At 70.9% G+C, this 25,876-nt stretch carries 19 protein-coding genes; 10 read left to right on the top strand and 9 right to left on the bottom strand.

Features of this window, described 5'->3' with window-relative positions; genetic code table 11:
- Window positions 1-14: 14 nt before the first annotated feature.
- A complete protein-coding gene (locus JMO03_RS12460) occupies window positions 15-2,906 on the bottom strand; it encodes a protein kinase domain-containing protein (protein ID WP_202843768.1) in 2,892 nt (963 codons plus the stop codon).
- Window positions 2,903-3,466 carry an ECF-type sigma factor gene (locus JMO03_RS12455; protein WP_202843766.1) on the bottom strand — a complete coding sequence of 188 codons (564 nt, stop codon included), beginning with the start codon at window positions 3,464-3,466 and terminating at the stop codon, window positions 2,903-2,905. Before JMO03_RS12455 ends, JMO03_RS12460 begins: the two co-directional genes overlap by 4 nt.
- Window positions 3,467-3,770: 304 nt before the next feature.
- Here JMO03_RS12455 and JMO03_RS12450 point away from each other — a divergent pair, with 304 nt between their 5' ends.
- From JMO03_RS12450 to JMO03_RS12440, 3 genes are all read left to right on the top strand, one after another.
- Window positions 3,771-4,613, top strand: coding sequence for a right-handed parallel beta-helix repeat-containing protein (locus JMO03_RS12450; RefSeq protein WP_202843763.1), 843 nt, complete (start codon window positions 3,771-3,773; stop codon window positions 4,611-4,613).
- A gap of 451 nt (window positions 4,614-5,064) precedes the next feature.
- A complete protein-coding gene (locus JMO03_RS12445; RefSeq protein ID WP_202843762.1) occupies window positions 5,065-5,322 on the top strand; it encodes a hypothetical protein in 258 nt (85 codons plus the stop codon).
- A gap of 35 nt (window positions 5,323-5,357) precedes the next feature.
- Window positions 5,358-6,200: a right-handed parallel beta-helix repeat-containing protein gene (locus tag JMO03_RS12440; RefSeq protein WP_202843760.1), complete on the top strand. Its 843-nt coding sequence runs from the start codon at window positions 5,358-5,360 to the stop codon at window positions 6,198-6,200.
- Between the two features lie 37 nt (window positions 6,201-6,237).
- Here the strand turns inward: JMO03_RS12440 and ppc are convergent, their stop codons facing one another.
- Together ppc and JMO03_RS12430 are read right to left on the bottom strand one after the other, a co-directional pair.
- Window positions 6,238-8,955, bottom strand: coding sequence for a phosphoenolpyruvate carboxylase (ppc, locus tag JMO03_RS12435; protein ID WP_202843758.1), 2,718 nt, complete (start codon window positions 8,953-8,955; stop codon window positions 6,238-6,240).
- Window positions 8,956-9,465: 510 nt separating this feature from the next.
- Window positions 9,466-10,830 (bottom strand): glutamate--cysteine ligase, encoded by a 1,365-nt coding sequence (locus tag JMO03_RS12430; RefSeq protein ID WP_202843755.1) that lies wholly within the window; start codon window positions 10,828-10,830, stop codon window positions 9,466-9,468.
- Window positions 10,831-11,067: 237 nt separating this feature from the next.
- On the opposite strand from JMO03_RS12430, the gene JMO03_RS12425 reads away from it, so the two are divergent.
- Together JMO03_RS12425 and JMO03_RS12420 are read left to right on the top strand one after the other, a co-directional pair.
- Window positions 11,068-12,918 carry a glycoside hydrolase family 13 protein gene (locus JMO03_RS12425; protein WP_202843753.1) on the top strand — a complete coding sequence of 617 codons (1,851 nt, stop codon included), beginning with the start codon at window positions 11,068-11,070 and terminating at the stop codon, window positions 12,916-12,918.
- Window positions 12,919-13,023: 105 nt separating this feature from the next.
- Entirely contained in the window at window positions 13,024-13,719 is a 696-nt protein-coding gene (locus JMO03_RS12420; protein WP_202843750.1) for a VIT1/CCC1 transporter family protein, read from the top strand.
- A 3-nt stretch (window positions 13,720-13,722) separates the two neighbouring features.
- Here the strand turns inward: JMO03_RS12420 and JMO03_RS12415 are convergent, their stop codons facing one another.
- Together JMO03_RS12415 and yihA are read right to left on the bottom strand one after the other, a co-directional pair.
- Complete coding sequence (locus JMO03_RS12415) at window positions 13,723-14,298, bottom strand: hypothetical protein (protein WP_202843748.1); 576 nt, start codon at window positions 14,296-14,298, stop codon at window positions 13,723-13,725.
- A gap of 81 nt (window positions 14,299-14,379) precedes the next feature.
- Window positions 14,380-14,985, bottom strand: a complete 606-nt coding sequence (gene yihA / locus JMO03_RS12410; protein WP_202843746.1) for a ribosome biogenesis GTP-binding protein YihA/YsxC — start codon at window positions 14,983-14,985, stop codon at window positions 14,380-14,382.
- 147 nt (window positions 14,986-15,132) lie between these two features.
- Between yihA and JMO03_RS12405 the strand changes: the two genes are divergently transcribed.
- The 4 genes from JMO03_RS12405 to JMO03_RS12390 all read left to right on the top strand — a co-directional run bounded on the left by JMO03_RS12405 (window position 15,133) and on the right by JMO03_RS12390 (window position 18,406).
- Window positions 15,133-16,023, top strand: a complete 891-nt coding sequence (locus JMO03_RS12405) for a c-type cytochrome (protein WP_202843744.1) — start codon at window positions 15,133-15,135, stop codon at window positions 16,021-16,023.
- 65 nt (window positions 16,024-16,088) lie between these two features.
- Window positions 16,089-16,715: a thiol:disulfide interchange protein DsbA/DsbL gene (locus JMO03_RS12400; RefSeq protein ID WP_202843742.1), complete on the top strand. Its 627-nt coding sequence runs from the start codon at window positions 16,089-16,091 to the stop codon at window positions 16,713-16,715.
- A gap of 61 nt (window positions 16,716-16,776) precedes the next feature.
- Window positions 16,777-17,631, top strand: coding sequence for a thiol:disulfide interchange protein DsbA/DsbL (locus JMO03_RS12395; RefSeq protein WP_202843740.1), 855 nt, complete (start codon window positions 16,777-16,779; stop codon window positions 17,629-17,631).
- 13 nt (window positions 17,632-17,644) lie between these two features.
- Window positions 17,645-18,406, top strand: coding sequence for an endonuclease/exonuclease/phosphatase family protein (locus JMO03_RS12390; RefSeq protein WP_202843738.1), 762 nt, complete (start codon window positions 17,645-17,647; stop codon window positions 18,404-18,406).
- Window positions 18,407-18,592: 186 nt separating this feature from the next.
- Here the strand turns inward: JMO03_RS12390 and JMO03_RS12385 are convergent, their stop codons facing one another.
- The gene (locus JMO03_RS12385; RefSeq protein ID WP_202843735.1) at window positions 18,593-21,481 is read right to left on the bottom strand and encodes a TonB-dependent receptor plug domain-containing protein; all 2,889 of its coding nucleotides are present in this window, start codon (window positions 21,479-21,481) and stop codon (window positions 18,593-18,595) included.
- A gap of 222 nt (window positions 21,482-21,703) precedes the next feature.
- Here JMO03_RS12385 and plsB point away from each other — a divergent pair, with 222 nt between their 5' ends.
- A complete protein-coding gene (plsB, locus tag JMO03_RS12380) occupies window positions 21,704-24,337 on the top strand; it encodes a glycerol-3-phosphate 1-O-acyltransferase PlsB (protein WP_425491841.1) in 2,634 nt (877 codons plus the stop codon).
- A 42-nt stretch (window positions 24,338-24,379) separates the two neighbouring features.
- On the opposite strand, the gene JMO03_RS12375 is transcribed toward plsB, so the two are convergent.
- Together JMO03_RS12375 and adhP are read right to left on the bottom strand one after the other, a co-directional pair.
- Window positions 24,380-24,586 (bottom strand): YdcH family protein, encoded by a 207-nt coding sequence (locus tag JMO03_RS12375; protein WP_202843728.1) that lies wholly within the window; start codon window positions 24,584-24,586, stop codon window positions 24,380-24,382.
- A gap of 134 nt (window positions 24,587-24,720) precedes the next feature.
- Window positions 24,721-25,749 carry an alcohol dehydrogenase AdhP gene (gene adhP / locus JMO03_RS12370; protein ID WP_202843727.1) on the bottom strand — a complete coding sequence of 343 codons (1,029 nt, stop codon included), beginning with the start codon at window positions 25,747-25,749 and terminating at the stop codon, window positions 24,721-24,723.
- Window positions 25,750-25,876 lie beyond the last annotated feature (127 nt).

Here is a 25,876-nt window from a genome sequence, read left to right as displayed (position 1 = left end):
CTCTCGCGGCTGCGCTACATGCCCAGCCTGCGGGCCAGTGCTTCGGCCTCGGCGCGGCTGGCTTCCTGCGGCAGCACTGCCGCGCGCATCGGTGGCAACGCCTCCGCGAGGAGTCGGCGCGCTTGCGCCGCGTCGCCACGGGCCGCGATGTACCCGGCCAGTTGCGCGCGCGCCACGGCGACATCGGTCGCGCTGGCGGCCGATTCGAGGCGCTGCAACGCTTCGCGCTGGAGTCCCTCGGCGGCAACCGTATCCCCACGCTGCCAGGCAAAGCCGGCCTCGAACCGCAGGAAGTGGGCGAACTGCTCGTGCGTCTCCGGCACGCCACGCTTCGCCATCCGCGCACGCGCCTCCGCCAGCAGAGGCAGACCACGCGCCTGGTCGTTGCCGCGTAGCGCCAGGATGAGCTGCTGGCCCACCAGCAGCGCGTACTCCTCCGAATCTTCGCCGTCCAGGCGACGCGCGCGTTCGCGAAGGTCCAGCAGCAGCGCCCCCGCCTCCGAAAATCGCCTGTTCGCCATCAGCACGCTGGCATGCGCCCGTTCGATCGTGCGTCCGAACACATCGTCAGCGTCGACCTGTTCCTGTCGCAGGATGTCGATCGCCCGATCCGACAGGTCCATCGCCGCAGGATAGTCGCCGACCAGCACCTGCATCACCGCACGGTTGCTCGATGTCATCGCGCGGTTTCGAGGACCGTCGCCCGCACGCTCGGCCTCCCGGGCACCGCCTTCCATGGCTTCCAACGCTTCCCGATAGCGACCTTGCCGAAGCACGGTCTCGCCCAGCGTCTGCAGCAGCACGCTCAGGCTGCTGCCACCGAAACCACCGGTCTTGCCGGCGGACGCGAGCGCCTGTCGCACCACGTTCTCCGCCTCTCCCGCCTTGCCTTCCATCAACAGTCCGTTGACGAGGCCACGCAGCAAGGTCAACCGCACCGGCGAATCGGCCGGCACCTGGTGGGCATCGGCGAAGGCCAAGCCTTCGCGGCTCACCGACAGCTGGCGGCTGCGGTCGTTCTGGAAGTTCGCTGCGGTGCTGAGATCGGAATAGATGTCGAGTACCACGTCGACCGGCGGGTCCTGCATGCGCCTGGACAACGCCAGCGCCTGTTCGGCCCGCTGCCGGCACGCCTCCAGCCCGTACCGGTCGACGTGGCCGAGGGTGAGGTGCGCCAGCGAGCGCAACTGTTGTTCGGGATCGTCGGGCGCGAAGCGGGTGCGCAGCGCGACCGCCTGTTCGGCCACCGCGAACGCCTCCGCGTTGCGCTCCAGGAATCCCAGTGCGTCCGAGTAGGCGACCAGATCGTCCGCCAGCGCCAGCGCTTCCTCGCGCCGCGCAGGTTCGATGCCCGCCAGGCCCTCGGCGAACAGTTGCACGGCCACCTGGTTGTCGTTCATAGACTGGTACAGGCGACCCAGCATCCGTTGTACCGGCTGCCGGACCTGGGGGTCGATCGCGGTGCGCTGGTCCAGCTGCGTGCGCGCCTTGTCGAGCAGTTCGCGCACGCCGACTTCGCGGCTCAGGGCCTGCTCCGGCGCCGCCGCGCCGAGCGTATCGGCGAGGAACGCCAGCGCCTCGCGGGCGTTCGCGCTCTCGCGCCCGGCGATGCGCGCCTGTTCGCGCGCTTCGTGCGCCTGCCACAAGGCGACCCCGGTGCCTGCCAGCAACGCGGCGAAGACTGCGGCGGCGGATGCGGCCAGCACCCGGTTGCGGCGCAGCCAGAGCCGCACGCGCTCGCCGCGGCCCAGGCGCGCCGCCACCACCGGGCGATCGTCGAGCCAGGCGCGCAGGTCGTTGGCCAGCGCCTCGGCCGAGGCGTAGCGGGTGTCGGGCTCGCGACGCAGGCAGGCATGGACGATGGCGGCGAGGTTGCCGCGCAGCGCGCGGGCCAGCGAGCGGGGCGCATGCCCACGCGCTGCGGCGATATCCTGCGCAACCTGCCGCGCCGCCCGGGTGACCGGCTGCGGATCGCGCGACAGCGCCTGCAGCTGCCGCGCCACCGGCGTATCGGCGTCGACCCCGAACGGATGCGCGCCGCACAGCAGCCGGTACAGGACCACCCCGAGCTGGTACAGGTCGGTGGCAGTGGTGATGGGCGCATCGTGCAGCTGTTCGGGCGCGGCGTATTCGAGAGTCAGCGCACGGTCGCCGGGGGCGGTGGCGCCGGCGTCCTGCAGGTGGCGGGCGATGCCGAAGTCGAGCAGCTGGGCCTGGCCCTCGGCGGTCACCAGCAGGTTGGAGGGCTTGAGGTCGCGGTGCACCACCAGGTTGCGGTGCGCGTACTGCACCGCGTCGAGCACCTGCAGGAACAGCACCACGCGCTGGCGCAGCCCGAGCCCGCGTTCGTCGCACCAGCGGTCGATCGGCACGCCGTCGACCTGCTCCATGACGAAGTAGGGATCGCCCTCGCCGCTGAAGCCGCCGTCGAGCAGGGTGGCGATGTGCGGATGCTGCAATCGCGCCAGGGTCTGCCGCTCGCGCAGGAAGCGTTCGCGCGCCGCGGGGGTGTCGCTGCCGCTGCGTATCAGCTTCAGCGCGGCGCGTTGCGCGTACGCACCGTCGGCGCGTTCCACCGCGTACACCGCGCCCATGCCGCCGCGGCCGAGCACGCCGGTGATGCGCCACGCGCCGATGCTGCGGCCGACGGCGGTGGCGTCGCCGGCCGCGGGGTCGTGGCTGCGGTCCTCCAGCACCACACGCCACGACGCGGCGTCGCCGGAGAACGGTTCGTCGTGGCTGGCATCGGCGTCCAGCAGGGCCTGCACCTGCGAACGCAGCGCGGCGTCGCCAGCGCACGATGCGTCGATCCGCGCCTGTCGCTGCGCGGGCGGCAGGTCCACCAGCGCGTCGAAGATGGCCAGCGCACGACGGCGCCGGTCGGTGTCGCCGCCACCCCCGCTCACGATGCCAGCTCGGCCAGCAGGAACGCGCGCGCCTTGCGCCAGTCGCGGCGCACGGTACGATCGCTCAGCCCGAGCATCTGCGCGATCTCGGCCTCCTCGTAGCCGCCGAAATAGCGCAACTCGACGATCTGCGCCGCGCGTTCGTCGATCCTGTGCAAGGCCCCGAGCAGTTCGTCCAGCGCCAGCACCTCGACCACGCTGCGTTCGTCCGACCCCAGCCGCGCGGTCAGGGTCACGTCGGCCGCGCCGCCGCCACGCTTCTGCGCATGGGCGATGCGCGCGTGGTCCACCAGCACCTGGCGCATCGCGCGCGCCGACAGCGCCAGCAGGTGGTTGCGGTCGTTGGCGGACACGCGGGCGCCGCCGACCAGCTTCAGGTAGGCCTCGTGCACCAGCGCCGTGGTCTCGAACGCGTCGCGATGCCGCCGCAGTTGCAGTCGGGCGGCGCGCTTGAGTTCGTCGTAGACGGCGGCATAGGCGAGGTCCATCGCGCCCGCTTCGCCCGCGCGCGCCCGCTGCAGCAACTGCGTGACCGGCGCAGGGCCGGGATCGACCGCCATGACCTCGTCCCCGATTCCGTCGACGCGGCCCTGTCCGCGACGACACCCGATCTTCGCATACCGTCCCGCCCGGCCGGCAGTCCGACCGCAAGCGGCCCGCCACGTGCCTGCGGTTGGCGGTCCCCGCCGCGCCGTCGCGCGCGCGCGACCGGCATGCCAACGCCGGACGCGGCGGCCAGTCCGCGCCGCGCCCCGGCCCCGCTTTCAGGGGCGCGCTCCGGCGCGTCCTGTCGGACGCCCCTTCTTCGATGAGCTTTCCCCGAACCCGCCGGCAGCGTGCCGCGGCACGTCCTGGAGATCCGCCATGTCCCTGCGCTTCCTGCCGCTCGCCGCCCTGCTGTGGGCCGGCCTGCCCGTCCTCCCGCACCAGGCGCGCGCGGAGACCTTCAATACCTGCCAGGGGTTCATCACCACGCTGCCGGCGACGATCACCACCCAGGGCGTCTGGTGCCTGCGCCAGGACCTGTCCACCGCGATCACCAGCGGCGCGGCGATCACCGTCAACACCAACAACGTCACCATCGACTGCAACGACTTCAAGATCGGCGGCCTGGCGGCGGGCAACGCCTCGCTCGCGAGCGGGATCCGCGCCGTCAACCGGCAGAACATCGGCGTGCGCCGCTGCGCGTTTCGGGGCTTTCACACCGGCATCAACCTCGACGGGGACGCGGGCCACCTGGTCGAGGACAATCTCGCCGACAACAGCCTGATCTCCGGGATCAGCGTCTACGGCGAGAACAGCGTGGTGCAACGCAACCGCGTGTTCGACACCGGCGGCGGCTACTGGAGGACGACGGCCATCAACACCCGCGATGCCGACGTCCTCGACAACCTCGTCGCCGGCGTGTTCACCGCGCACGGGGCCGACGGCAGCGTGTTCGGGATCGAGGCCGGCGGCGCGGGCGTGGTGGTCCGCGGCAACAGCGTGCGCGGACTCACCGGCTGGAGCGGGTACGGGATCTGGGCGACGGTGATGGGCCGGATCAGCGACAACCACGTGGTCGCGAGCCCGGCGATCGATGGCTTCGCGATCTACGGCAACAACGACACGCTCGCCGGCAGCAGCCACTGCGCGGGCAACCAGACCGGCGGCTTCTCGATCGCGGTGCGCGCCTGCACCGACATCGGCGGCAACACCCACTTCTGACCACGCGCCCGGCCCGGGAGACCACCATGCGCCACCTCCGCCATGTCGCGTTCGTGCTGATCGCCACGGTGGGACTCTGCTCGATGCCCGGAACCACGCAGGCAGACACGCACGCGAGCTGCACCGGCTTCGTCGACAGCGTGCCGGCAGTGATCGCCTCCCCGGGCGTGTGGTGCCTGCGCGGCGACCTGACCACGCAGCAGGCCAGCGGCAGCGCGATCGTGGTGGCGACCGACGACGTCACGCTCGACTGCAACGGCTTCAAGATCGGCGGGCTCGGCGCGGGCCCGGCGACCGATGCCCGCGGCGTGGATGCCTCGCAACGCGACCGCATCGTCATCCGCAACTGCGGCATCCGCGGCTTCCGGGTCGGCATCCGCATGCTCGGGGGCGAAGCCGCGGTGCTGGAGCGCAACGGATCGACGGCAGCCGCGAAACCGGCATCGATTTCGTGGGCGGCAGGAGCGTGGTGCGCGACAACGTGGTGTACGGCACCGGCGGCAGACCGGGTTCGAACTCCAGCCGCGGGATCAGCGCCCACGGCGCCGACGTCGTCGGCAACCTGGTGTCCGGGGTCTGGTCCCATTACGGCGTCGGCGTCCAGGGCGACTCCGACAGCTCCACGCTGTGCAGTGGCAACACCGTCGGTGGCTTCGCCTACAACCAGTACCTGACCTGCCGGGACGGCGGCGGCAACCTGACGTTCTAGCCGCCGCCCGACGCACTCTCCATCGAGGAACCTCCATGCCGACGATCCTGCCCTGCTGGGCCCCGCTGCTGCTCTCGTGCGTCCTCGCGGGCGCGTCGACCGGCGCGCGCGCGGAGGCGTCCGCCACCTGCACCGGTTTCGTCGACAGCGTGCCGGCGACGATTTCCGCCCCCGGCGTGTGGTGCCTGCGCCGCGACCTGTCGACGGCGATCTCGGAGGGCGCGGCGATCACCATCGCCGCCGACGGCGTGGCGCTGCATTGCAACGATTTCAAGCTGGGCGGCCTCGCGGCCGGCCCGTCGTCGCGGGCGACCGGGATCCGCGCATCGTCGCGCCGCAACACGGTCGTGCGCCGCTGCACCGTGCGCGGCTTCCTGATCGGCATCAACCTCGACAATGGCGGAGAGCACGTGGTGGAGGACAACCGCCTCGACGACAACCTGTACGGCGGCATCCGGGTCAATGGCGAGCGCAACGTCGTCCGCCGCAACCGCGTCCACGACACGGGCGGCGGGACGGGGCAGGCCAGCGGCTACGGTCTCTTCGTCGGCGATGCCGAGGTCGTCGACAACGTGGTCTCCGGCGTGTTCGCGGTGCAGCCCGATGCCAGCACCACCGGCATCACCCTGTTCGGCGGCCGTGCCACCGGCAACCGGGTCCGCGGCCTGGCGGCAAGCGGCACCGGTTCGGCCATCGGCATCCTCGCCAATGTCGCCGGACGCATCAGCGGCAACCAGGTGGTCTCGGACGGGTCGACCAGCGGCACCGGCATCCTCGCCACTTCCGGTGGTGACGCGCAGTGCCGCGACAACCTCGTGGGCGGATTCGCCACGCCGATCGCGAACTGCGCCGATATCGGCGGCAACAGCAGTTTCTAGCGGTGCGATGCCCGCCTCGCCGCCGGCCTGCGCGGACTCAACCGGTGTTCTGGATTCCCGCCGAGATGCCGTTGACCGTGGAGACCAGCGCGCGCAGCAGGCCGTCGTCCTCGCGGCCACCCTCGCGCCAGCGCTTGAGCAGTTCGACCTGCAGCAGGCTCAGTGGATCGACGTAGGGGTTGCGCAGGCGGATCGAGAGCCGCAGGCGGTAGTCGTCTGCGAGGATCCGGTCGCGCTGCTTGAGCAGCAGGATCGCGTCGCAGGTGCGCAGGAACTCCTCGGCGATGCCCGGGTGGAAGGTGTCGTGCAGCGGGCCCGCCAGCTGCGAATAGCGCTCGAAGATGGCGAGGTCGGATTTGGCCAGCAGCATCTCGACGTCGTCGAGCACCGCGGCGAAGAACGGCCAGTCGCGCGCCATCTCGGCTATCGCGTCCTGGCCGTGGCGCTGCACGCCCTGGCACAGCGCGTGGCCGATGCCGTACCAGCCGGTGAGGCCGGAGCGGTTCTGCGACCAGGCGAATACCCACGGGATCGCGCGCAGGTTGTCGATGCCGCCCTCGCGCCGGCGCGAAGGACGCGAGCCGATCTGCAGGCGTTCGATCACGTCCACCGGCGTGGCGGCGCGGAAATAGTCGGGAAAGTCGGGATGCTCGTGCACCAGCGCGCGGTAGTGCGAGCGCGAGGCCTCGGCCAGCGCCTTCGCCATCTCCTTCCAGGATTCCTCGCGCGGATCGCGCGGACGCGGACGCAGGGTGGCGCGCAGCACCGCGCCGGTGGTCTGCTCCAGGTTGCGCAGCGCCAGCGCGCGGATGCCGTACTTGCGGTGGATCACCTCGCCCTGCTCGGTGACGCGCATCGAGCCGTTCACCGAGCCGCGCGGCGCGGCGATGACCGCGCGCTCGGTCTTGCCGCCGCCGCGGCTGACCGAGCCGCCGCGGCCGTGGAAGAACATGATCCGCACGCCGAACTCGTTGGCCAGTGCGGTCAGCTCCACCTGGGTGCGCTGAAGCGCCCAGCGCGAGGCGAACAGGCCGCCGTCCTTGGCGCTGTCGGAGTAGCCCAGCATCACCGTCTGCTCGTCGCCGCGCGCCGCCAGGTGGCAACGATAGGCCGGATCCTCGAACAGCGAACGCATCACGCCGGGCGCGGCCTTGAGGTCATCGACGGTTTCGAACAGCGGCGAGACGTCCAGCGGCACCGTGCCGTCCTCGACGCAGCCGGCCACGCGCGCCAGCGCCAGGACCGCCAGTGCGTCGGCCGCGCTGCGGCTCATGCTGATGATGTACAGGCCGATCGCGGCGACGCCATGGCTGCGACGCAGGTCGAGCACGGTGCGGAATACGTCGAGCGTGGACGCCAGCACGTCGCCGGGCGCACGCGGCGCGGACGGCGGCTTGTCGAGCAGCGCCCGCAGGCGCGAGGTGCGGTCGGCGGGCTCGCGTGCGGCCCAGTCGCCGTCGTCGAGCAGGTCGGCGAGCGCGGCATCGTGGACCGCCGAGTCCTGGCGCAGGTCGAGCGCGGCGAGGTGGAAGCCGAAGGTGCGCGCGCGCCACAGCACGCGCTGCAAGGCGAAGCGCCCGGCGTGCTCGCCGCGGTGGTGCAGCAGGCTGGCGTCGATCAGCTCTAGATCGGAGATGAACTCGCGTGCGCCGGCGTAGCCCGACGCATCCGATTCGGCGGCGAGCGCGAGGCGCGCCTTCATCAGGTCGATCAGGCGCCGGTAGGGCATGTCGGCCAGGCGCGGCCGCAGCCGCGACGCCGCCTGCGGCAGCCGGGTAATGTAGTCGTCGATGCGCGCGAGCACTGCCGCGTCCACTTCCACCCGGCCCTGCGACTGGGTGAGCGTGTTGCCCAGTGCGCGCAGGTCGGCGCGGTACTGCGCGATCGCCTGCGCCCGCTGCGCGTCGAGCGCGGCGCGGATGGTCCCGGCGTTGACGTTGGGGTTGCCGTCCATGTCGCCGCCCACCCAGGTGCCGAAGCGCAGCACCTGCGGCAGGGTGATGCGGCGCCCGTACACCGCCTCCACCGCATCGGCGAAGGCCTCGTAGTACACCGGCACCACGCGGTAGAGCATGTTCGCCAGGTAGTAGCCGACGTGTTCCACCTCGTCGGCGACCGTGGGCTTGTGCGCAGGCGTGTCGCTGGTCTGCCAGCCCGCGGTGAGCGATAGGCGGATGCGTTCGAGCGCGGCGCGGCGCTCCACCGGCGTGCGCGTGCGGTCGATGTCCTCGACCAGCCGTTCGACGATCTCGCGCTCCTTCTCCAGCATCACCCGGCGTACCGCCTCGGTGGGATGCGCGGTGAACACCGGTTCGACCCACAGCCGCGGCAACGTGGCGACGAGTTCTTCGAAGCTGACGCCATCGTCGCGCAGGTCGCGCAGCACGGCCTCGAAGCCACCCGGCTGCGGCTGGTCGCTGCTGCGCTCGTAGTCGCGGCGGCGACGGATGCGGTGCACGCGCTCGGCGAGGTTGATCGCGCCGAAGTAGGTCGAGAACGCGCGCACCACGGCCTCGGCATCGGTCAGCGGCACCCGGGCCATCTCCTCGACCAGCGCATCGACCGGCAGGCCCTGCTCGCGTCGCGCGATCGCGGCGCGGCGGATGCCCTCCACTTCGGCCAGCAGCGCCGGCGAACCCTGCTCGGCCAGCACCTCTCCGACCAGCGTCCCGAGCTGGCGCACGTCGTCGCGCAGCAGGGCGTCGGTCTCGGCGAATTCGAGTTGGTCGCGCAGCGGGCCGTCGGGAATATTCATCCGCAAGACGTTAGCGCGTTTCCTGCCGCAGTGCAGCATCCGTTGCCGGCGCAACCGTCGGTCCTGCCCACGTCCCGTCTGGCAGGACGCGCCCGCCACGTCTCGCAATGGCGGGGAAGGCCCGGACTGAAGCGACACGAGTGTCGGCAGGTACGACGCCAACCGCCAACTGACGGGCGACCGCAGCGGCGGCGGTATGTCACCCGCCCGGACTCGTCATCCCATTGTGTGTGTGTCATCCCGAGCGCAGCGAGGGATCTGGTCTCCGATTCACGGTGCGACTGCAGGCGCTGCGCGGCACTGGATTGGATCGATCCGCGTTCGCGCCTGAAGGCGCTCCTACAGGAGCGTTCGGGTGCTGCGAGCTGCAGTGTGGGGTCGGGTCAGGGGACGTGGGCAAACCGTAGGAGCGCCTTCAGGCGCGATTCGCCGGAAACCACATCCTCGCTGCGCTCGGGATGGCAAGCTTCGCGGGGCAAGCCACCCCTCACGCGCCAACCTGCGCGCGAATCAGTACGCGAACTCCCGGAACACGTGGTCGATGTCGCCCTGCCATGGCCCGTGGAACAGCGCCAGCTTGCGCTCGGCGGGCGTCTGACCGGCATCGACCACTTCCAGCAGCGGGGTGAGGAACTCGCGCTCGTCCTCGCCGCCCGCGTTGTGGCGCGCGCGCCGCGCGAGGCCGGCGGCGGCGATCTCCAGCGCCGCTCGCGACAGATCGCGCACGCTGCCGCCGCGGAACGGCAGGCCCAGCGCATGCCGGGGCACGCCGTCGCGCAGGGCGTGGCGCTCCTCGCGGCTGAAGTCCTTCACCAGGTCCCACGCGGCGTCGAGCGCCGCATCGTCGTAGAGCAGGCCGACCCAGAACGCAGGCAGCGCGCACAGCCGGCTCCAGGGACCGCCGTCGGCGCCGCGCATCTCCAGGTACTTCTTCAGCCGCACTTCCGGGAAGGCGGTGGTCATGTGGTCGTTCCAGTCGCGCAGGTTCGGCAGCGCGCCGGGGAGCACGTCGAGCCGGCCGGCGAGGAAATCGCGGAACGACTTGCCGGCGGCGTCGATGTATTCGCCGTCGCGATAGGAGAAGTACATCGGCACGTCGAGCAGGTAGTCGACGTAGCGCTCGTAGCCGAACCCGTCCTCGAACACGAAGTCGAGCATGCCGGTGCGGCCGGGGTCGGTGTCGGTCCAGATGTGCGAGCGGTAGCTGAGGTAGCCGTTCGGACGCCCTTCCGTAAAGGGCGAATCGGCGAACAGCGCGGTGGCGACCGGCTGCAACGCGAGCGAGACGCGGAACTTCTTCACCATGTCCGCCTCGTCCGCGTAGTCGAGGTTGACCTGGACGGTGCAGGTGCGGGTCATCATGTCCAGGCCGAGCCGGCCGACCTTGGGCATGTAATCGCGCATGATCCGGTAGCGGCCCTTGGGCATCCACGGCATGTCCGCGCGCCGCCACTTGGGCTGGAAGCCCATGCCGAGGAAGCCCAGGCGCAGTTCGTCGGCGACCGCCTTGACCTCGCGCAGGTGGCTGCCGACCTCGCGGCAGGTTTCGTGGATGTCGACCAGCGGCGCGCCCGACAGCTCCAGCTGCCCCGCCGGTTCCAACGTGACCGAAGCGCCATCCTTGAGCAGGGCGATGGTGTTGCCATGTTCCTGCACCGCCTGCCAGTCGAAACGGGTCAGTCCCTCGAGCAGCGCCTCGATGCCGCGCTCGCCCTCGAACGGCGGCGGCCTCAGGTCGTCGAAGCGGAAGCCGAACTTCTCGTGCTCGGTGCCGATGCGCCAGTCTTCGATCGACTTTTCGCCCGATGCGAGCACCGCCACCAGCTGGTCGCGGTGGGTGATCGGCGTGTCGCCGGCGTGGCTGGGACTCGACATGGGGGCGCTCGGACGGATGGAGGCGCCCGGCCCGGACGGCCGGCGTTCGCGAGGCGGCACTATAGAACGCCGGCGCGGCATGCGGCATTCCGGGGCTGGAACGCAGGCGCGCCACCGGTGCGCGCGATGCGGCGCGGCCACGCCACCCAATGCATACGAATTCATCCACGCACGTGTTGCCCGGCCTTCGCGCGCGCCTGTAGCCTCGCCGGCATCGCTGGCGGGGAAATGAAGAAGATGAGGCTGATTCGGCTGGCAATGCTGGGCTGCGCGCTGCTGCTGACAGCGATCGTGCCGGCGGGCGCAACCACCATCGAGCGGCTCGAACCGGGCAACTGGTGGGTCGGCATGCAGTACCGCCAGGTCGAGCTGATGGTGCATGGTCGCGGGATCGCGTCGCTGTCGCCGCGCCTGTCGCATCCGGGCCTGCGCATCGTCGAGGTGCAGACGACCGGCAATCCCAACTACCTGTTCGTCACCGTCGAGATCGGCGACGACACGGTGCCGGGCGCGCTCGAGATCGAGTTCCTCGACGGCGGCGAGGTCGTCGCGCGCCACCCGTGGCGGATCGATGCGCGCGAACCGGCGCCGCCGCGCGGCTTCGACGGCTCGGACGCGATCTACCTGGTCACGCCCGACCGCTTCGCCAACGGCGATCCGGGCAACGACAGCGTCGCCGGCATGCGCGAAGCCGCCGACCGCGCCGATCCCGACGGCCGCCACGGCGGCGACCTCGCGGGCATGCGCGCGCACCTGGGCTACATCGCCTCGCTCGGCTTCACCCGGCTGTGGCCGACGCCGGTGCTGGAGAACGACCAGCCCAGCCACTCCTACCACGGCTACGCGATCACCGACCTGTACCGCGTCGACCCGCGCATGGGCCGCAACGAGGATCTGCGCGTGCTGTCGCGCGAGGCGCGCGCGCACGGCATCGGTCTGGTGATGGACGTGGTGCTCAACCATATCGGGTCGGAGCACTGGTGGATGCGCGACCCGCCCAGCGATGACTGGATCAACCACGCAGGCCGCTTCGTCCCGACCAACCACCGCCGCACCACGATCCAGGATCCGCATGCCGCGCCCGGCGATCGCGCCGCCTTCACCGACGGCTGGTTCGTCGAGGCGATGCCCGACCTCAACCAGCGCAACCCGCACCTGGCGCGCTACCTGATCCAGAACACGCTTTGGTGGATCGAGTACGCGGGCCTGGCCGGCATCCGCGAGGACACCTTCGGCTATGCCGACACCGCGTTCCTGTCCGCCTGGGCGAAGGCGGTGATGGACGAGTACCCGGACTTCGACATGGTCGGCGAGGAATGGAGCGCGAACCCGGCGATCGTCGCGCACTGGCAGCGCGGCAAGGCCAATGCCTCCGGCCACGTGCCGCACATGACCAGCATGATGGACTTCCCGGTGCACATCGCCCTGCGCGACGCCCTGCTGCGGCCGGCCGGCTGGGAAGGCGACTGGATGCCGCTGTACGAGGCGCTGGCCAACGACTTCCTCTACCCCGATCCGGACGCGCTGGTGGTGTTCGCCGAGAACCACGACACCACGCGCCTGCTGGCGCATGTCGACGGCGACCTCGGGCTGTGGAAGCTCGCCCTCGCCTTCGTCGCCACCAGCCGCGGCATCCCGCAGTTCTACTACGGCTCGGAAGTGCTGCTGCGCGGACCGGCGCAGCGCCGCGACGGCGAGCTGCGCGCCGACATGCCGGGCGGCTGGAACGGCGATGTCGCCAGCGCATTCACCGGCGCGGGACTTTCGCCGCGGCAGCGCGAGGCGCAGGCCTTCGTGCGCACTTTGTTTGACTGGCGCCGGCGCGCGCCGGCGCTGCACGCCGGCAGTCTGACCCACTACGCGCCCGAGGACGGCGTGTACGTCTACTTCCGCCACGGCGAAGGCAACACGGTGATGGTGGCGCTCAACCGCAACCAGGCCGACACGCCGCTGGCGCTGGCGCGCTTCGCCGGTTCGCTGGGCGGTGCGCGCGCCGCCGTCGACGTGCTCGACGGACGACGGCGTCTGGCGCTGGACGACACGCTGCTGCTGCCGGCCAGGGCGCCGCTGATCCTCGAACTCGACTGACGCGGCGGTGGTGCTGCGCATGCGGATGCATGCGCTTCGCATTCCGTCTCGGCGCGGCCGTTTGCGCCAGAATCCGGCTTCCGCCGCCAGCGCCGGAGCGCCGCGATGACCAGCCGCCACCCCGAACGCCATCGCAGCCACCGCGCCGGCTGGCTGCGCGCGGCGGTGCTCGGCGCCAACGACGGGATCGTCTCGGTGGCGGGCGTGGTGGTGGCGGTGGCCGCGGCCGGCGCGCTGCACGAAACGGTGCTGGTCACGGGCGTGGCCGCGACCGTTGCCGGCGCGATCTCGATGGCGGCGGGCGAATACGTCTCGGTGCAGTCGCAGGCCGACACCGAAGCCGCGGACCTCGCGGTCGAGCGGCGGGAGCTGCGCGAGCAGCCGGTCGCCGAACTCGAGGAGCTGGCGGCGATCTACCGGCTGCGGGGGCTCGAACCCGCGCTCGCGCGCACCGTCGCCGAACAGCTCACCCGGCACGATGCGCTCGGCGCGCATGCGCGCGACGAGCTCGGCATCACCGAGGCCCTGCGCGCGCGTCCGCTGCAGGCGGCGTTGTCGTCGGCCGCGGCGTTCTGCGTCGGCGCCGCGTTGCCGGTGCTCTCGGCGCTGCTGTCGCCGCCGTCGCGGGTGCAACTGGTGGTCGCGGCCGCCACGCTGGCCGGACTGCTGCTGTCGGGCGCCGCGGCCGCCAGGCTCGGCGGCGCGCCGATGGTGCGCGGCGCGCTGCGCGTCGGTTTCTGGGGCGCGCTGGCGATGGTCGCCGCGGCCCTGATCGGACAGCTGTTCGACGTGCGCGCCTGAGCCCTACAGCGGCCGCAGGAACACCTGGAACGCCAGGTCGCGGGTGCCACCCGCGTCGAACAGTTCGATCCACCCCGGCGGATTGGGCAGGGCAATGAACCAGCCCTTGCCCGCCGGGTAGGGGTCTCCATGCGGACCGGGCACGACCACGCAGTCGGGCTTGCCCTTCACCCGCAGGGTCACCGCATAGGTCCCCGGCCCCACCAGCGCCGGCTTCGTGAACTCGATCATGCGCATGCCCACCGCGGGCGTGGGCAGCGCGTCGAACAGGTATCCGGTCAGCTCCTCGTAGGCCATGACGGTACCGTCGGGCATGCCGCCGGTGGTCTTTTCCAGGGCGACGCGCACGTCGGCCTTCGGATGGCAGTTCATCGGCACCATGACGTGGCTGACGTAACCCGCCCGCGTCACCTCGAACGACTGCGCCAGCTGCTGCTGCGCCGAGCTGCCCAGGGCCATCCATCCGCCCGCGAGGTCGAGGTTGACCTGTTCGGCCTCCAGTTCGGGCGGTGTCGCCATCGCCGTCGTCCCCGCCAGCAGCATTGCCGGCAGCAGCGCCATTCCAGTCCGCTTGCGCATGGATGTTCCTCCGCGGCGGCGACAGGCCGCCTCGTTCCCACATCCGTAATCGGGCGCCGCCGGGTGCCAACTCCCGCGTGGCTACAGCTCCAGCCAGCCCGCGACCACCGCCCGCAGCTCGTCGACGCCGGCCCGGGTTTCGCCCGAGAACGCCTGCACGCCGATGCTGTCGCCGTACGCCGCCGCCAGTTGCCGCCGCACCGTCTGGACGGTGTTGCCGGCGGCGCCGCGCGAGAGCTTGTCGGCCTTGGTCAGCAGCGCGTGCGCCGGCAGGCCGCGGCGCGCGGCGTAGCCGAGCATCTGCAGGTCGTAGTCCTTGAGCGGGTGGCGGATGTCCATCACCACCACCAGCCCGCGCAGGGCGAAGCGGTTCTGGAACCACTGGTCGATGAAGGCCTGCCAGTGTTCGCGCAGGGCCAGCGGCACCTTGGCGTAGCCGTAGCCGGGCAGGTCGACCAGGTACTTGCCCTCATGCGGCGGCAGCGCGAAATACACCAGCTGCTGGGTCCGTCCCGGGGTCTTGGACACCCGCGCCAGCGCGTTCTGCTGGCACATGGCGTTGAGCGCGCTGGACTTGCCGGCGTTGGACCGGCCGGCGAACGCGACCTCGGCGCCGCCGTCGGGCGGCAACTGCTTCGGGGTGTGGGCGGCCAGCAGGTAGCTGGCGCGCGCGAACGGGTTCGACATCGGCGTCCATGGGGCTCGGGGCCGGCATAGCTTCGCACGGGGCCGGCGCGGGCGCGGTTTGACCGCCCCGGTGGCGCGCCGCGATAATCCCCGGCCTTGCGGCTCCGTGTTCCGGGCCGCACTCCCCGATTTTCCGGAGCCCAGCCAATGCGCCACGCTCGCGCCTACGGTTTCGCCGGTCTCGTCGCCCTTGCGGCCGGCGCCGTCGCGTTCGCCCAGTCCATCGTCGAACCGCTGCCGGAGAACCCGCCGGTCGACGTCGCGCCGCTGGACGCCAGTGCGCTGGCCGCCCTGGCCAAGACCCAGGCCGGCGACGCCGAGCGCGGTGCGACCCTGGCCGGCACCTGCGCGGCCTGCCACGGCCTCGACGGCAACCCGCCCGAGGGCCTGCCGTACCCGCGCATCGCCGGCCAGAGCGAGCGCTATGTCGCCCAGCAGCTGGCGCTGTTCAAGAGCGGCGAGCGCAACACCGGCCTGGCGGCGGCGATGATCCCGTTCGCCGCGCCGCTGTCGGCGCAGGACATGCGCGACCTCGGCGCCTTCTTCGCCACCAAGTCCGCCGGCGCCGGCATCGCCGACGACGCCGTCGTTGCCGACGGCCGCTACCAGGGCATGAAGTTCTTCGAAATCGGCCAGCAGCTTTACCGCGCCGGCGACGGTGCCCGCGGGATCCCGGCCTGCATGGCCTGCCACGGCCCTTCCGGCGCCGGCAACCCGGGTCCGGCCTACCCGGCCGTCGCAGGGCAGGAAGCCGCCTACGTCGATCGCCGTCTGCAGGAATACCGTGCCGGCACGACCAGCCAGCAGGATCGCCACCTGTTCGACATCATGGCGACGATCGCCGCACCGCTGACCGACCAGGAGATCCAGGCCCTGGCCAGCTACCTGCAGGGCCTGCACGAGCGTCCCGATGCCGCCACCCTGGCCGCGATCGAGGCCGCCGGCACGGCCGCGCCAGCGCCGGCGCCGGTGCCCGCCGCGCCGACCGTCGAGACCCCCGAGGAACCGGCGCCCGATACCGGCGCGCAGGACTCCTGAGCCAGGCGCCGGCGCGCCGTCCGCCCGCGTCGGTCCGCGCCCGACCCGCCCGCTCGCGTCCCGCCATGCTGCGCCGCCTGCTCCTCCTGTGCCTGTGTGCGCTGCTGCCGCTGTCGGCACTGGCGCAGGCACCGGTGGAAGGCACCGACTATGTCCGGATCCCGGACGGGCCCCGCTGGAAGCCCGAGCCGGGCACGATCGAGGTCGTCGAGGTCTTCGCCTACCCCTGCGGCCACTGCGACCAGTTCCGGCCGATGCTCGCGGCCTGGAAACGCGCCGCCGGCAAGGATGTGCGGGTGCATCACCTGCCGGCGGCCTACGATCCTGGCAACGCCTACGCACGCGCCTACTTCGCGCTGCAGGCGCTGGGGCGCGCCGCCGAACTGCATCCGCGCCTGTTCGACGCGATCCATCGCGAGGGCAGCCTGCCGGCGCAAGGCGCCTCGACCGGCGAGATGGTGGCGTTCCTGGCCTCGGAAGGACTCGACCCGGCGCAGGTGGCCGCGGCGATGGGTTCGCCGGCGACTGACGAAAAGATGAACGCCGCACGCGCGTTCGCGGTGCGCAGCGGCCTGCAGGGCACCCCGACCCTCATCATCAACGGCAAGTACCGCGTCCAGGCGCGCACGCTGCGCGACAGCCTGCGCATCGCCGATGGCCTGATCGCGATGGAACGCGCAGTTCCGCGCTGAGCGCAGCGCCCATCACGGCCTGCGCTGTACGCTTCGCCCTCCACGCTCCAGGAACCTGCCGATGAACCTTCGTGCCGCCTCCCGCCTCGTCCTGATGCCTGCCGCTCTGGGGCTGCTGCTGGCCGCCTGCCAGCCGCAGGCGCCGGAGGAGGCCGCCGCCGCACCGGTGGCGCAAGCGCCCGCCGCCGACGAGACCGTCGTCGACGAGCCCGCGCTCGACCCGGCCGCGCCTGTCGACGAAGCGTCCGCCGAGGCCGTCGCCGGGCAGCCGGTCGAGCCCCCCGCCTCCGGCGACGCGCCGCAGGCGCCGGTAGCGCCCGTCCCGCCTGCGGCGGGCGGGGTCGTGTTCGCCACCGAAGGCGAGCACTACGACCTGATCCCGGGCGGACAGCCGTTCGAACCGCTCGACGGCAAGATCGAGGTGGTCGAGGTCTTCAACTACGTCTGCCCGGCGTGCGCGATGTTCCAGCCGCTGGTCAACACCTGGAAGGCGCGGCTGGGGCCCGACGTGCGCTTCACCTACGTGCCGGCGCCGTTCGGCGGCAACTGGGACCCGTTCGTGCGCGCCTACTACACCGCCGAGGCCATGGGCATCGCCGACAAGTCGCACGACGGCATCTTCAAGGCGATCCACGTCGACCGCAGCCTCAAGGGCGAGCGCGGCACCGATTCGGCGCAGGACATCGCCAGGGTCTACGCCCAGTACGGCGCCGACCCGGCGCAGTTCGCCAGCACCATGGCCAGCTTCACCGTGAACGCGAAATTCGGCCGCGCCAAGCAGTACATCGCCCAGCAGCGCGCGAACTCGACCCCGACGATGATCGTCAACGGCCGCTACCGGATCAAGGCGCGCAACTTCGAGACGATGCTGGAGAACACCGACCGCGTGATCTCGCAGGTGCGCGCCGGCGGCTGATGTCCCCAATCGCATGTCGACGCAACGGCTGAGGCTGCTCAGCGCGAACATCCAGGCAGGCTCCAGCACCCGGCGCTACAGCGACTACGCCACGCGCAGCTGGTCGCACGTGCTGCCCGCGGGCGGCAAGCGAACCTCGCTCGACGCGATCGCGCAGCTCGCCGGCGAGCACGACATCGTCGGCCTGCAGGAGACCGACCCGGGCAGCTGGCGCTCGGGCTTCACCAACCAGACCCACTACCTGGCCGAACGCGCCGGCTTCGACTACTGGAGCCACCAGCCCAATCGACGCGTCGGCAGCGTCGCCTCCAGCGCCAACGGCCTGCTCAGCCGGCTCGAGCCGGTGGAGGTGGTCGACCATTCGCTGCCCGGCCGGATCTCCGGGCGCGGCGTGCTGCTCGGGCACTTCGGCAATGGCAGCGAGGGGCTGACGGTCGCGGTCGCGCACCTGTCGCTGGGCGCACAGTCGCGCCGGCTGCAGCTCGATTTCATCGCCGAACTGCTGCAGGATTTCCCCAACGCGGTACTGATGGGCGATTTCAACTGCGTCGCCGACTGTCCGGAGATGGGCAACCTGTTCCGCACCACGCGCCTGCAGCCGCCCGCCTGCGCCGTGCACACCTTCCCCAGCTGGAAACCGCAGCGCGCGATCGACCACATCCTGGTCACCGATACCCTGCGCTGCGAAGGCCTGCGCGCGGTCCCCGCCGCGTTCTCCGACCACCTTGCGCTGTCGGTGAACCTGGAAGTGCCGGAGTCGGCGCTGCAGCGCTGAGCGCGATCTTCCGTCGCGGGGTCGGCGGCGGCATGGGAGTGTAGGAGCGCCTTCAGGCGCGACGCCGTTGCCTTGGGAGAAAAGCGTCGCGCCTGAAGGCGCTCCTGCGAGGGCATGCGGGGAGGGTGCCGGAGGCGGCAGCGGCGCGCGTCCCTGCGCCCGGTCGCCGCGTCGTCCCTTCGCCGGTCAGAACCCGAAACCGACCCGTGCGTACCAGAAGCGTCCCGGCAGGTCGTAGGTCGAGGCGTCGTAACCGTTGAGCGAGCAGCTCAGGCAGATCGGCGGATCCTTGCCGAAGACGTTGTTGACCCCGAGGGTGATGCGGAAGTCCTTCATCCACGCCTCGGGCGCCCAGGCCAGCTGGGCGTCGTGGTAGGTGGTCGAACCGAGGGCGTTGGTGTCGTTGGCGCTGTCGTCGCAGATGTCGAAGCCGTTGGCGCCGCCGCACGATTCGGTCAGCCGGTCGATGTAGCGCGCGCTCCACGCCGCCGACCAGCCGCCCCGGCTCCAGTTCGCCGACAGGGTGGAGGTGCGTTCCGGGATCGCGCTGTTGCTGATCTCGATCCCCGGCGCCCGCGGTTCGGCCTGCCCGGCCTCGTTGACCAGTTCGTACTTCGTCACCCAGGTGGTCTTCCAGTCGAAGGCCAGGCGGCCCCAGGCCTGTTCCGGCAGGCGCCAGCCGACGTCGAAATCCCAGCCGTCGGTGCGGATCGTGCCGACGTTGCCGAGGATGTTGTCGAAGCGGACGATCTGGCCGCGGTCGTTGCGTTCATAGAGGCCGCACGAGACCGGATCGCGGCCGAAGATGCAGCGGTTGAGGACGGTCTGCGCGTCCAGTGCCTGGATCGCGCCGTCGATGGTGTGGCGGTAGAAGGTCATCCCCAGGTCGAGCCGGTCCGACCAGGCCGCCGCATCGGCGAACGACGGGCTCCATACGCCGCCCAGCATCAGGCTGCGGCTGGTCTCCGGCTCCAGCTCGGCATTGCCGGAGGTGATCACCGAGATCTGCGGATTGGTCTGCTCGTAGCCGGGCGGAACGCCGTCGGCGACGCATTCGGGCGTGGTCGAGGCGGCGTTGTTGCAGGGATCGACCAGGGTCGCGTCGAAACGGCTCAGGGTGCCGTACAGCTCGCCGATCGACGGCGCGCGGAAGCCCTCGGCGAACGAGCCGCGCAGCAGGAACTCGTCGGCCACCTGCCAGCGCAGGCCGATCTTGCCGGTGTTGGTGCCGCCGAAGTTCGAATAGTCCGACCAGCGGCTGGCGAGGCTGAGGTCGAGGCTCTTGCCCAGCCAGCCGTCGCGCATCAGCGGGACCAGGAACTCGACATAGGCCTCGCGCACGTCGTACTCGCCGCTGGTCGGGCCCGAGGGCACCCCGTTGTACTCGCCGGCCACGGTCAGCGGATCGGGCTGGTACTCGCCCTCGTATTCGCGGTACTCGACGCCGGCCGCGAACGAGATCGCGCCGGCCCAGCCGTCGAACATCTCGCCGGTGAGGTTGGCGGAGAACAGGCTCAGCGCGTTGCTGCTGCGGTCGCGCACCACCGGCTGGATCCAGGCCAGCATCTCCGGCGTGATCGTGCCCGGGCCGCCGAACAGGTCGAGCGGCACGCAGCCGCCGATCGCGGCGCAGGCGGCGGGGTCGCCGAGCGCCTCGTTGATGCGGCGGATGTTGTAGCTGCCGTAGTTGGTCTGGTCGGCCTTGCTCTCGCTGCGCATGAGGTTGACATCCCAGTTCCAGGACCTCGCGCCGACGTCGAACAGGCCGTTGAGGCCGGCCGAGGCGTACCATGTCTCGACGTCCTGCTCGAAGCGGCGCGGGCCGCCTTCGACCGGCCGACGACCGAGCAGGAACAGGTTCGGCGCATCGCCCATCGTGGTCAGGTCGAAGCCGAACGGGTTGTACGGGTTCGCCGCGGAGATCACCAGCCGGGTTTCGGCCCATTCGTTGTAGACGCCGGCATCGGTGCCGAGGAAGAACGGTTCCGGGGCGGCCTGGTTGGCGGACTCGCGCTCGTTGTAGAGCACGCGCACGTAGCCGCCGAGGGTCGGGGTGAAGTCGAACTGCGCCTGGCCGAACACCGACTTGCGCTCGGAGGGCGTGAGCAGCAGGTTGTAGGGTGAGAAGTTGAAGCGGTCGGCGGTGGTGAAGCAGTGGAAGTCGTCGCTGCGTTCGCTGGGGCACGCCGGTTGCCCGCCGAGGTAGACCGGATCGGTGGCGCCCGTGTTGGGGGTGATGTTGTAGACGGTGCCGGTGTTCGGGTCCTGGAACACGAAGCGTCCGTGCGGCGTCGCCGAACTGCCGTTCGCCAGCCCGGTCCCGGGAACGGGCACGCCGGCCGGGCCGTATTCGATCGAGGAAATCTCGTCCTGCCGGAAGTACGACGCGCCCACGAACCAGCGCGCGCGTTCGCTGCTGCCGCCCCAGCCCAGGTCCACACCCCAGGTGTCGCCGCCGGCGAGGTCGGAGTAGTCGCCGTAATGCAGCTGCACGCTGGCCCCGTCCACGTCCTTGCGGGTGATGATGTTGACCACGCCGGCGATCGCGTCGGAGCCGTAGATCGACGAGGCGCCGTCCTCCAGCACCTCGATGCGCTCGATGATCGACAACGGGATGGTGTTGAGGTCGACCGCCGAGCCCACGCCCGACGCCGAGGATTCGTTGACCCAGCGGATCCCGTCCACCAGCACCAGCACGCGCTTGGCGCCGAGGTGGCGCAGGTCCACCGTGGCCGCGCCGGCGCCGACGCCGCCGCCGTCCGGCGGGAAGCCGAAGTTGCCCGAGGAGTTGAACTTGGTATTGAGCGCCGCACCGCTGGCGGTGAGGTTCTGCACCACCTCGGCCACCGAGGAGAAGCCGCTGCGGTCGATGTCCTCGCGGGTCAGCACCTGCACCGGCACCTGGCCCTCCATCTCGGCGCGGCGGATGCGGGTGCCGGTGACCTGGACGGTGTCGAGGGTGCGGGCGCCGGGCTCGGGGTCGGGCGCGTCCTGCGCGGCGGCACACAGCGGAAGGGCGGACAGCAGCAGGCACAGCCGCACGGAGGCGGTCAGCGGGTGGCGTTGGGGCGACATCGATCTCTCCTTGAAGGAAACGCAAGCGGAACAACCGGAAGACCGCACGCCCCCTCGTGCGATCCGCTGGTTGTAAACAAACCGTAAAACTCCGCAAGCCGTGTCGTCGCCTCTTGCTGATGCGCATCACGTTTTCAGGGCGGTTGAGGGAGATCCGTTCAGGCTTTCTTGACATCCCTGACGGGCTCGATCCATGCGGGGACGGGTCCACGCTTGGGCATAATGCGAACGATGCCCACCCAACCGAACCTGTTCGAGGCCGGCCCGCCCCCCGATGGCGACGGCGCCTCTCCGGGCGACGCGTCCCGCTCGCGCGCACCAGGCCTGCCGCCGCCGCACGTCGTGGCGCTGCAAAGCGGGCGGCCGTGGTGGGCGAAGCTGGCCGGCTGGGTGCTCCGGCCCTGGATCGCGCTGAAGATCGAACCGCAGTTGCCGCCGGACCTGGTCGACCCGCGTCCGGTCTGCTACGTGCTCGAGGACTACGGGCTGTCGAACGCGCTGATCCTCGACCGCGCCTGCCGCGAGACCGGCATGCCGGGGCCGCTGCGACCGCTGCCGGGCGACCCGCTCGGACGCAAGCGCGCCTACGTGGCGCTGTCGCGTCGCAATGCCGGCGGCGCCCTGGCGCTGGCCACCGGCCAGGCGCCGCCGAAGAAGACCCATTCCGAATCGCTGGCGCGCCTGCTCGACGCGCACCGCGAAGATCCGGCGCTGGACGTGCAACTGGTGCCGGTGTCGATCTTCGTCGGCCGCTCGCCGGACAAGGCCAGCGGCTGGTTCTCGGTGCTGTTCTCGGAGAACTGGGCGATCGTCGGCCGTTTCCGCCGGCTGCTGTCGATCCTGCTCAACGGCCGCGACACCCTGGTGCAGTTCGCCGCGCCGGTGAGCATCCGCGACCTGCTGGCCGAGGACCTGCCCCCCGAGCGCACGGTGCGCAAGCTCTCGCGCGTCCTGCGCACCCATTTCAACCGCCTGCGCGAGGCGATCATCGGCCCCGACCTGTCGACCCGGCGCCTGCTGATCGACAAGGTGCTGGCCTCGCAACCGGTCAAGGAGGCGATCGCCGACAAGGCCCGCCGCGACGGCAGCTCGCCCGAGGAGGCGTGGAAGGCCGCGCACGCGATGGCCTACGAGATCGCCGCCGACTACTCGCACCCGGTGGTGCGCTCGGCCTCGTTCCTGCTGACGGCGGTGTGGAACCGGATCTACCGCGGCGTGCTGGTCCACCACCTCGACCAGCTCAAGGCGGTGGCCCCGGGCAACGAGGTGGTCTACGTGCCCAGCCACCGCAGCCACATGGACTACCTGCTGCTGAGCTACCTGCTCTACACCAAGGGCATCGTGCCGCCGCACATCGTCGCCGGGATCAACCTCAACCTGCCGGTGATCGGCCCGCTGCTGCGCCGCGGCGGCGCGTTCTTCATCCGCCGCTCGATCCGGGGCTCGGCGCTGTACTCGGCGGTGCTGGCCGAGTACGTGGCGCAGCTGATCGCCGGCGGCTATTCGATCGAGTACTTCGTCGAGGGCGGGCGTTCGCGCACCGGCCGGCTGCTGCAGCCCAAGGGCGGCATGATCGCGATGACGCTGCGCGCCTACCTGCGCCAGCCCTCGCGTCCGGTGCTGTTCCAGCCGGTGTATATCGGCTACGAGAAGCTGATGGAGGGCAACAGCTATCTCGACGAGCTCAGCGGCAAGCCCAAGGAGAAGGAGTCGATCTGGGCGCTGCTGTGGAGCATCCCGAAGGTGCTGCGGCAGAACTACGGCCAGGTGGTGGTGAACTTCGGCGAACCGATCCCGCTCGCCGCCCTGCTCGCCGAGCACGCGACCGAATGGGACGGCCGACCGCTCGACGACGAGGACAAGCCCGACTGGCTGTCGCACACGGTCGATGCGGCCGCGCAGCACATCCAGGTCAACATCAACCGCGCCGCCGACGTGAATCCGATCAACCTGCTGGCGCTGGCGCTGCTGTCCACGCCCAAGCACGCGATGGGCGAAGGCGACCTGCTGGCGCAGATCGAGCTGTCGAAGACCCTGCTGGCCGAGGTGCCGTACTCGGAGCGGGTGACGGTGACGCCGCATTCGCCGCGCGAGATCGTCGCCCACGGCGAGGAGATCGGCGTGCTGCGCAGGGTGGCGCATCCGCTCGGCGACGTGTTCAGCGTCGGCGACGACGACGCGGTGCTGCTGAGCTACTTCCGCAACAACGTGCTGCACCTGTTCACCGCCTCGGCCTGGATCGCCTGCTGCTTCCAGCACAACCGGCGGATGTCGCGCAACACGCTGCTGCGCATCGGCCGCGCGGTCTATCCGTTCCTGCAGGGCGAGCTGTTCCTGCCGTGGGACGAGGACGGCTTCGCGGCGCGCATCGACCGCACCATCGAGGTGTTCGTGCGCGAGGGCCTGCTCGAGCGCGCCAGCGAGGACGACGGCGGCATCCTGGCGCGCAACGCCGGCCAGTCCGACGAGGTGTTCCGCCTGCGCGCGCTGGGCCATCCGCTGCAGCAGGCGTTCGAGCGCTACTACATCGCGATCTCGGTGCTGGCCAAGAATGGTCCCGGGACGCTCGGCGCCGGCGAACTCGAGAGCCTGTGCCAGCTCGCCGCGCAGCGCCTGAGCCTGCTGTACGCACCGGCCGCGCCGGAGTTCTTCGACAAGAGCCTGTTCCGCGGCTTCATCCAGAAACTGCGCGAGCTGGAGCTGGTCAGGCTCGACCAGAACAGCAAGCTGGTGTTCGACCAGCGGCTGGAATCGTGGGCCAAGGACGCGAAGGTGATCCTCGGCCGAGAACTGCGGCACACCATCGAGAAGGTCAGTCCGGAAGCGGTGAAACCGGAGCAGGACGCGGCGGCATAGGCGGGCAGTCCCACGCCCGGGATCGCGGATCCCGGACCGGCGCTACGCGGGCTCGTCGGGGATCAGCGCGCTTTCCAGGCGGGCGATCGCGTCCTTGAGCTGGAGCTTGCGCTTCTTCAGGCGCTTGATGGTCAGTTCGTCGCTGACGATGGTCGCCTGCAGGGTGGCGATGGCGGTATCGAGGTCGCGATGCTCCAGCCGCAGGTCGGCCAGCTTGCGGGAAAGTTCGGCGGGATCGGCGGGCTGCATCGTGACCAAAGCTTACACGCCCGCGTGGCACGGCGGCGCGGCGGGACGGCTGCCGGCGGACGCGCTGGCCACGCGTGTCGGGTCGAACGAACCGATGTATGCAACGGGGCGGGACCGGTGCCGTCGCGTTCCGGTCATGCCGCCATGTCCAGCACGATGCGGCCCTCGATCTCGCCCTTGTGCATGCGCGCGAAGATGTCGTTGATGTTCTCCAGCCGGTCCGCGGCCACGGTCGCCCGGACCTTGCCGTGCGCCGCGAATTCCAGCGATTCCTGGAGGTCGAGCCGGGTGCCGACGATCGAGCCGCGCACGGTGATGCCGTTGAGCACCATGCCGAAGATGTCGAGCGGAAAATCGCCCGGCGGCAGCCCCACCAGCGACATCGTCCCGCCCCGCCGCAGCATACCCGTGGCCTGGGCGAAGGCGCCGCGCGAGACCGCGGTGACCAGCACGCCGTGCGCGCCGCCGATTTCCTTCTTCACGAACGCCGCCGGATCGGTGTCGCGGGCGTTGACCGTGACCGTGGCGCCGAGGCGCTCGGCCAGCCGCAGCTTGGCGTCGTCCACGTCCACCGCGGCGACGTTCAGGCCCATCGCCTTCGCATACTGCACGGCCATGTGGCCGAGGCCGCCGATGCCGGAGATCGCGACCCAGTCGCCGGGCCGCGTGTTGGTGACCTTCAGGCCCTTGTAGACGGTCACGCCGGCGCACAGCACCGGCGCGATCTCGACGAAGCCGATGCCGTCCGGCAGGTGGCCGACGTAACCGGCATCGGCCAGCACGTATTCGGCGAAGCTGCCGTTGACCGAATAGCCCGTGTTCTGTTGCGACTCGCACAGGGTTTCCCAGCCACCGAGGCAGTGGGTGCAGAACCCGCAGGCCGAATGCAGCCACGGCACGCCGATGCGGTCGCCCTCCTTCACATGGACCACGCCGTCGCCGACCGCGACCACATGGCCCACGCCCTCGTGGCCGGGGATGAACGGCGGGCTGGGTTTCACCGGCCAGTCGCCCTGCGCGGCATGCAGGTCGGTGTGGCAGACGCCGCAGGCGGCCACCTTCATCAGCACCTGGCCTGCGCCCGGGCGCGGCACGTCCACTTCCTCGATCGCCAGTGGCTGGTCGAAGGCGCGCACCACCGCGGCTTTCATGGTCTTGTCCATTTCGTGCTCCAACGCTGGGGAAGGCCCAGTGTGCTCCGCTGCGTGCAGGAACGTGTTGATTCCGATCAAGAAAGACGGCGAAACGCGTCCCATCGCCGATCCGGGCAGCCGTGGCAGGGCAGGCACC

It is taken from the genome of Luteimonas saliphila (assembly GCF_016774335.1).
GTDB lineage: Bacteria > Pseudomonadota > Gammaproteobacteria > Xanthomonadales > Xanthomonadaceae > Luteimonas > Luteimonas saliphila.
This window is presented reverse-complemented; position numbering and strand designations above follow the sequence as displayed.

What these genes read in the sequence shown, in the direction of transcription:
- plsB (WP_425491841.1), top strand. Translation starts at nt 21,704, where the DNA reads ATGCGAACGATGCCCACCCAACCGAACCTGTTCGAGGCCGGCCCGCCC.
- JMO03_RS12440 (WP_202843760.1), top strand. Translation starts at nt 5,358, where the DNA reads ATGCCGACGATCCTGCCCTGCTGGGCCCCGCTGCTGCTCTCGTGCGTC.
- JMO03_RS12385 (WP_202843735.1), bottom strand. Translation starts at nt 21,481, where the DNA reads ATGTCGCCCCAACGCCACCCGCTGACCGCCTCCGTGCGGCTGTGCCTG.
- JMO03_RS12425 (WP_202843753.1), top strand. Translation starts at nt 11,068, where the DNA reads ATGAGGCTGATTCGGCTGGCAATGCTGGGCTGCGCGCTGCTGCTGACA.
- JMO03_RS12375 (WP_202843728.1), bottom strand. Translation starts at nt 24,586, where the DNA reads ATGCAGCCCGCCGATCCCGCCGAACTTTCCCGCAAGCTGGCCGACCTG.
- JMO03_RS12415 (WP_202843748.1), bottom strand. Translation starts at nt 14,298, where the DNA reads ATGCGCAAGCGGACTGGAATGGCGCTGCTGCCGGCAATGCTGCTGGCG.
- yihA (WP_202843746.1), bottom strand. Translation starts at nt 14,985, where the DNA reads ATGTCGAACCCGTTCGCGCGCGCCAGCTACCTGCTGGCCGCCCACACC.
- JMO03_RS12390 (WP_202843738.1), top strand. Translation starts at nt 17,645, where the DNA reads ATGTCGACGCAACGGCTGAGGCTGCTCAGCGCGAACATCCAGGCAGGC.
- JMO03_RS12450 (WP_202843763.1), top strand. Translation starts at nt 3,771, where the DNA reads ATGTCCCTGCGCTTCCTGCCGCTCGCCGCCCTGCTGTGGGCCGGCCTG.
- ppc (WP_202843758.1), bottom strand. Translation starts at nt 8,955, where the DNA reads ATGAATATTCCCGACGGCCCGCTGCGCGACCAACTCGAATTCGCCGAG.
- JMO03_RS12455 (WP_202843766.1), bottom strand. Translation starts at nt 3,466, where the DNA reads ATGGCGGTCGATCCCGGCCCTGCGCCGGTCACGCAGTTGCTGCAGCGG.
- JMO03_RS12395 (WP_202843740.1), top strand. Translation starts at nt 16,777, where the DNA reads ATGAACCTTCGTGCCGCCTCCCGCCTCGTCCTGATGCCTGCCGCTCTG.
- JMO03_RS12400 (WP_202843742.1), top strand. Translation starts at nt 16,089, where the DNA reads ATGCTGCGCCGCCTGCTCCTCCTGTGCCTGTGTGCGCTGCTGCCGCTG.
- JMO03_RS12405 (WP_202843744.1), top strand. Translation starts at nt 15,133, where the DNA reads ATGCGCCACGCTCGCGCCTACGGTTTCGCCGGTCTCGTCGCCCTTGCG.
- JMO03_RS12430 (WP_202843755.1), bottom strand. Translation starts at nt 10,830, where the DNA reads ATGTCGAGTCCCAGCCACGCCGGCGACACGCCGATCACCCACCGCGAC.
- JMO03_RS12420 (WP_202843750.1), top strand. Translation starts at nt 13,024, where the DNA reads ATGACCAGCCGCCACCCCGAACGCCATCGCAGCCACCGCGCCGGCTGG.
- adhP (WP_202843727.1), bottom strand. Translation starts at nt 25,749, where the DNA reads ATGGACAAGACCATGAAAGCCGCGGTGGTGCGCGCCTTCGACCAGCCA.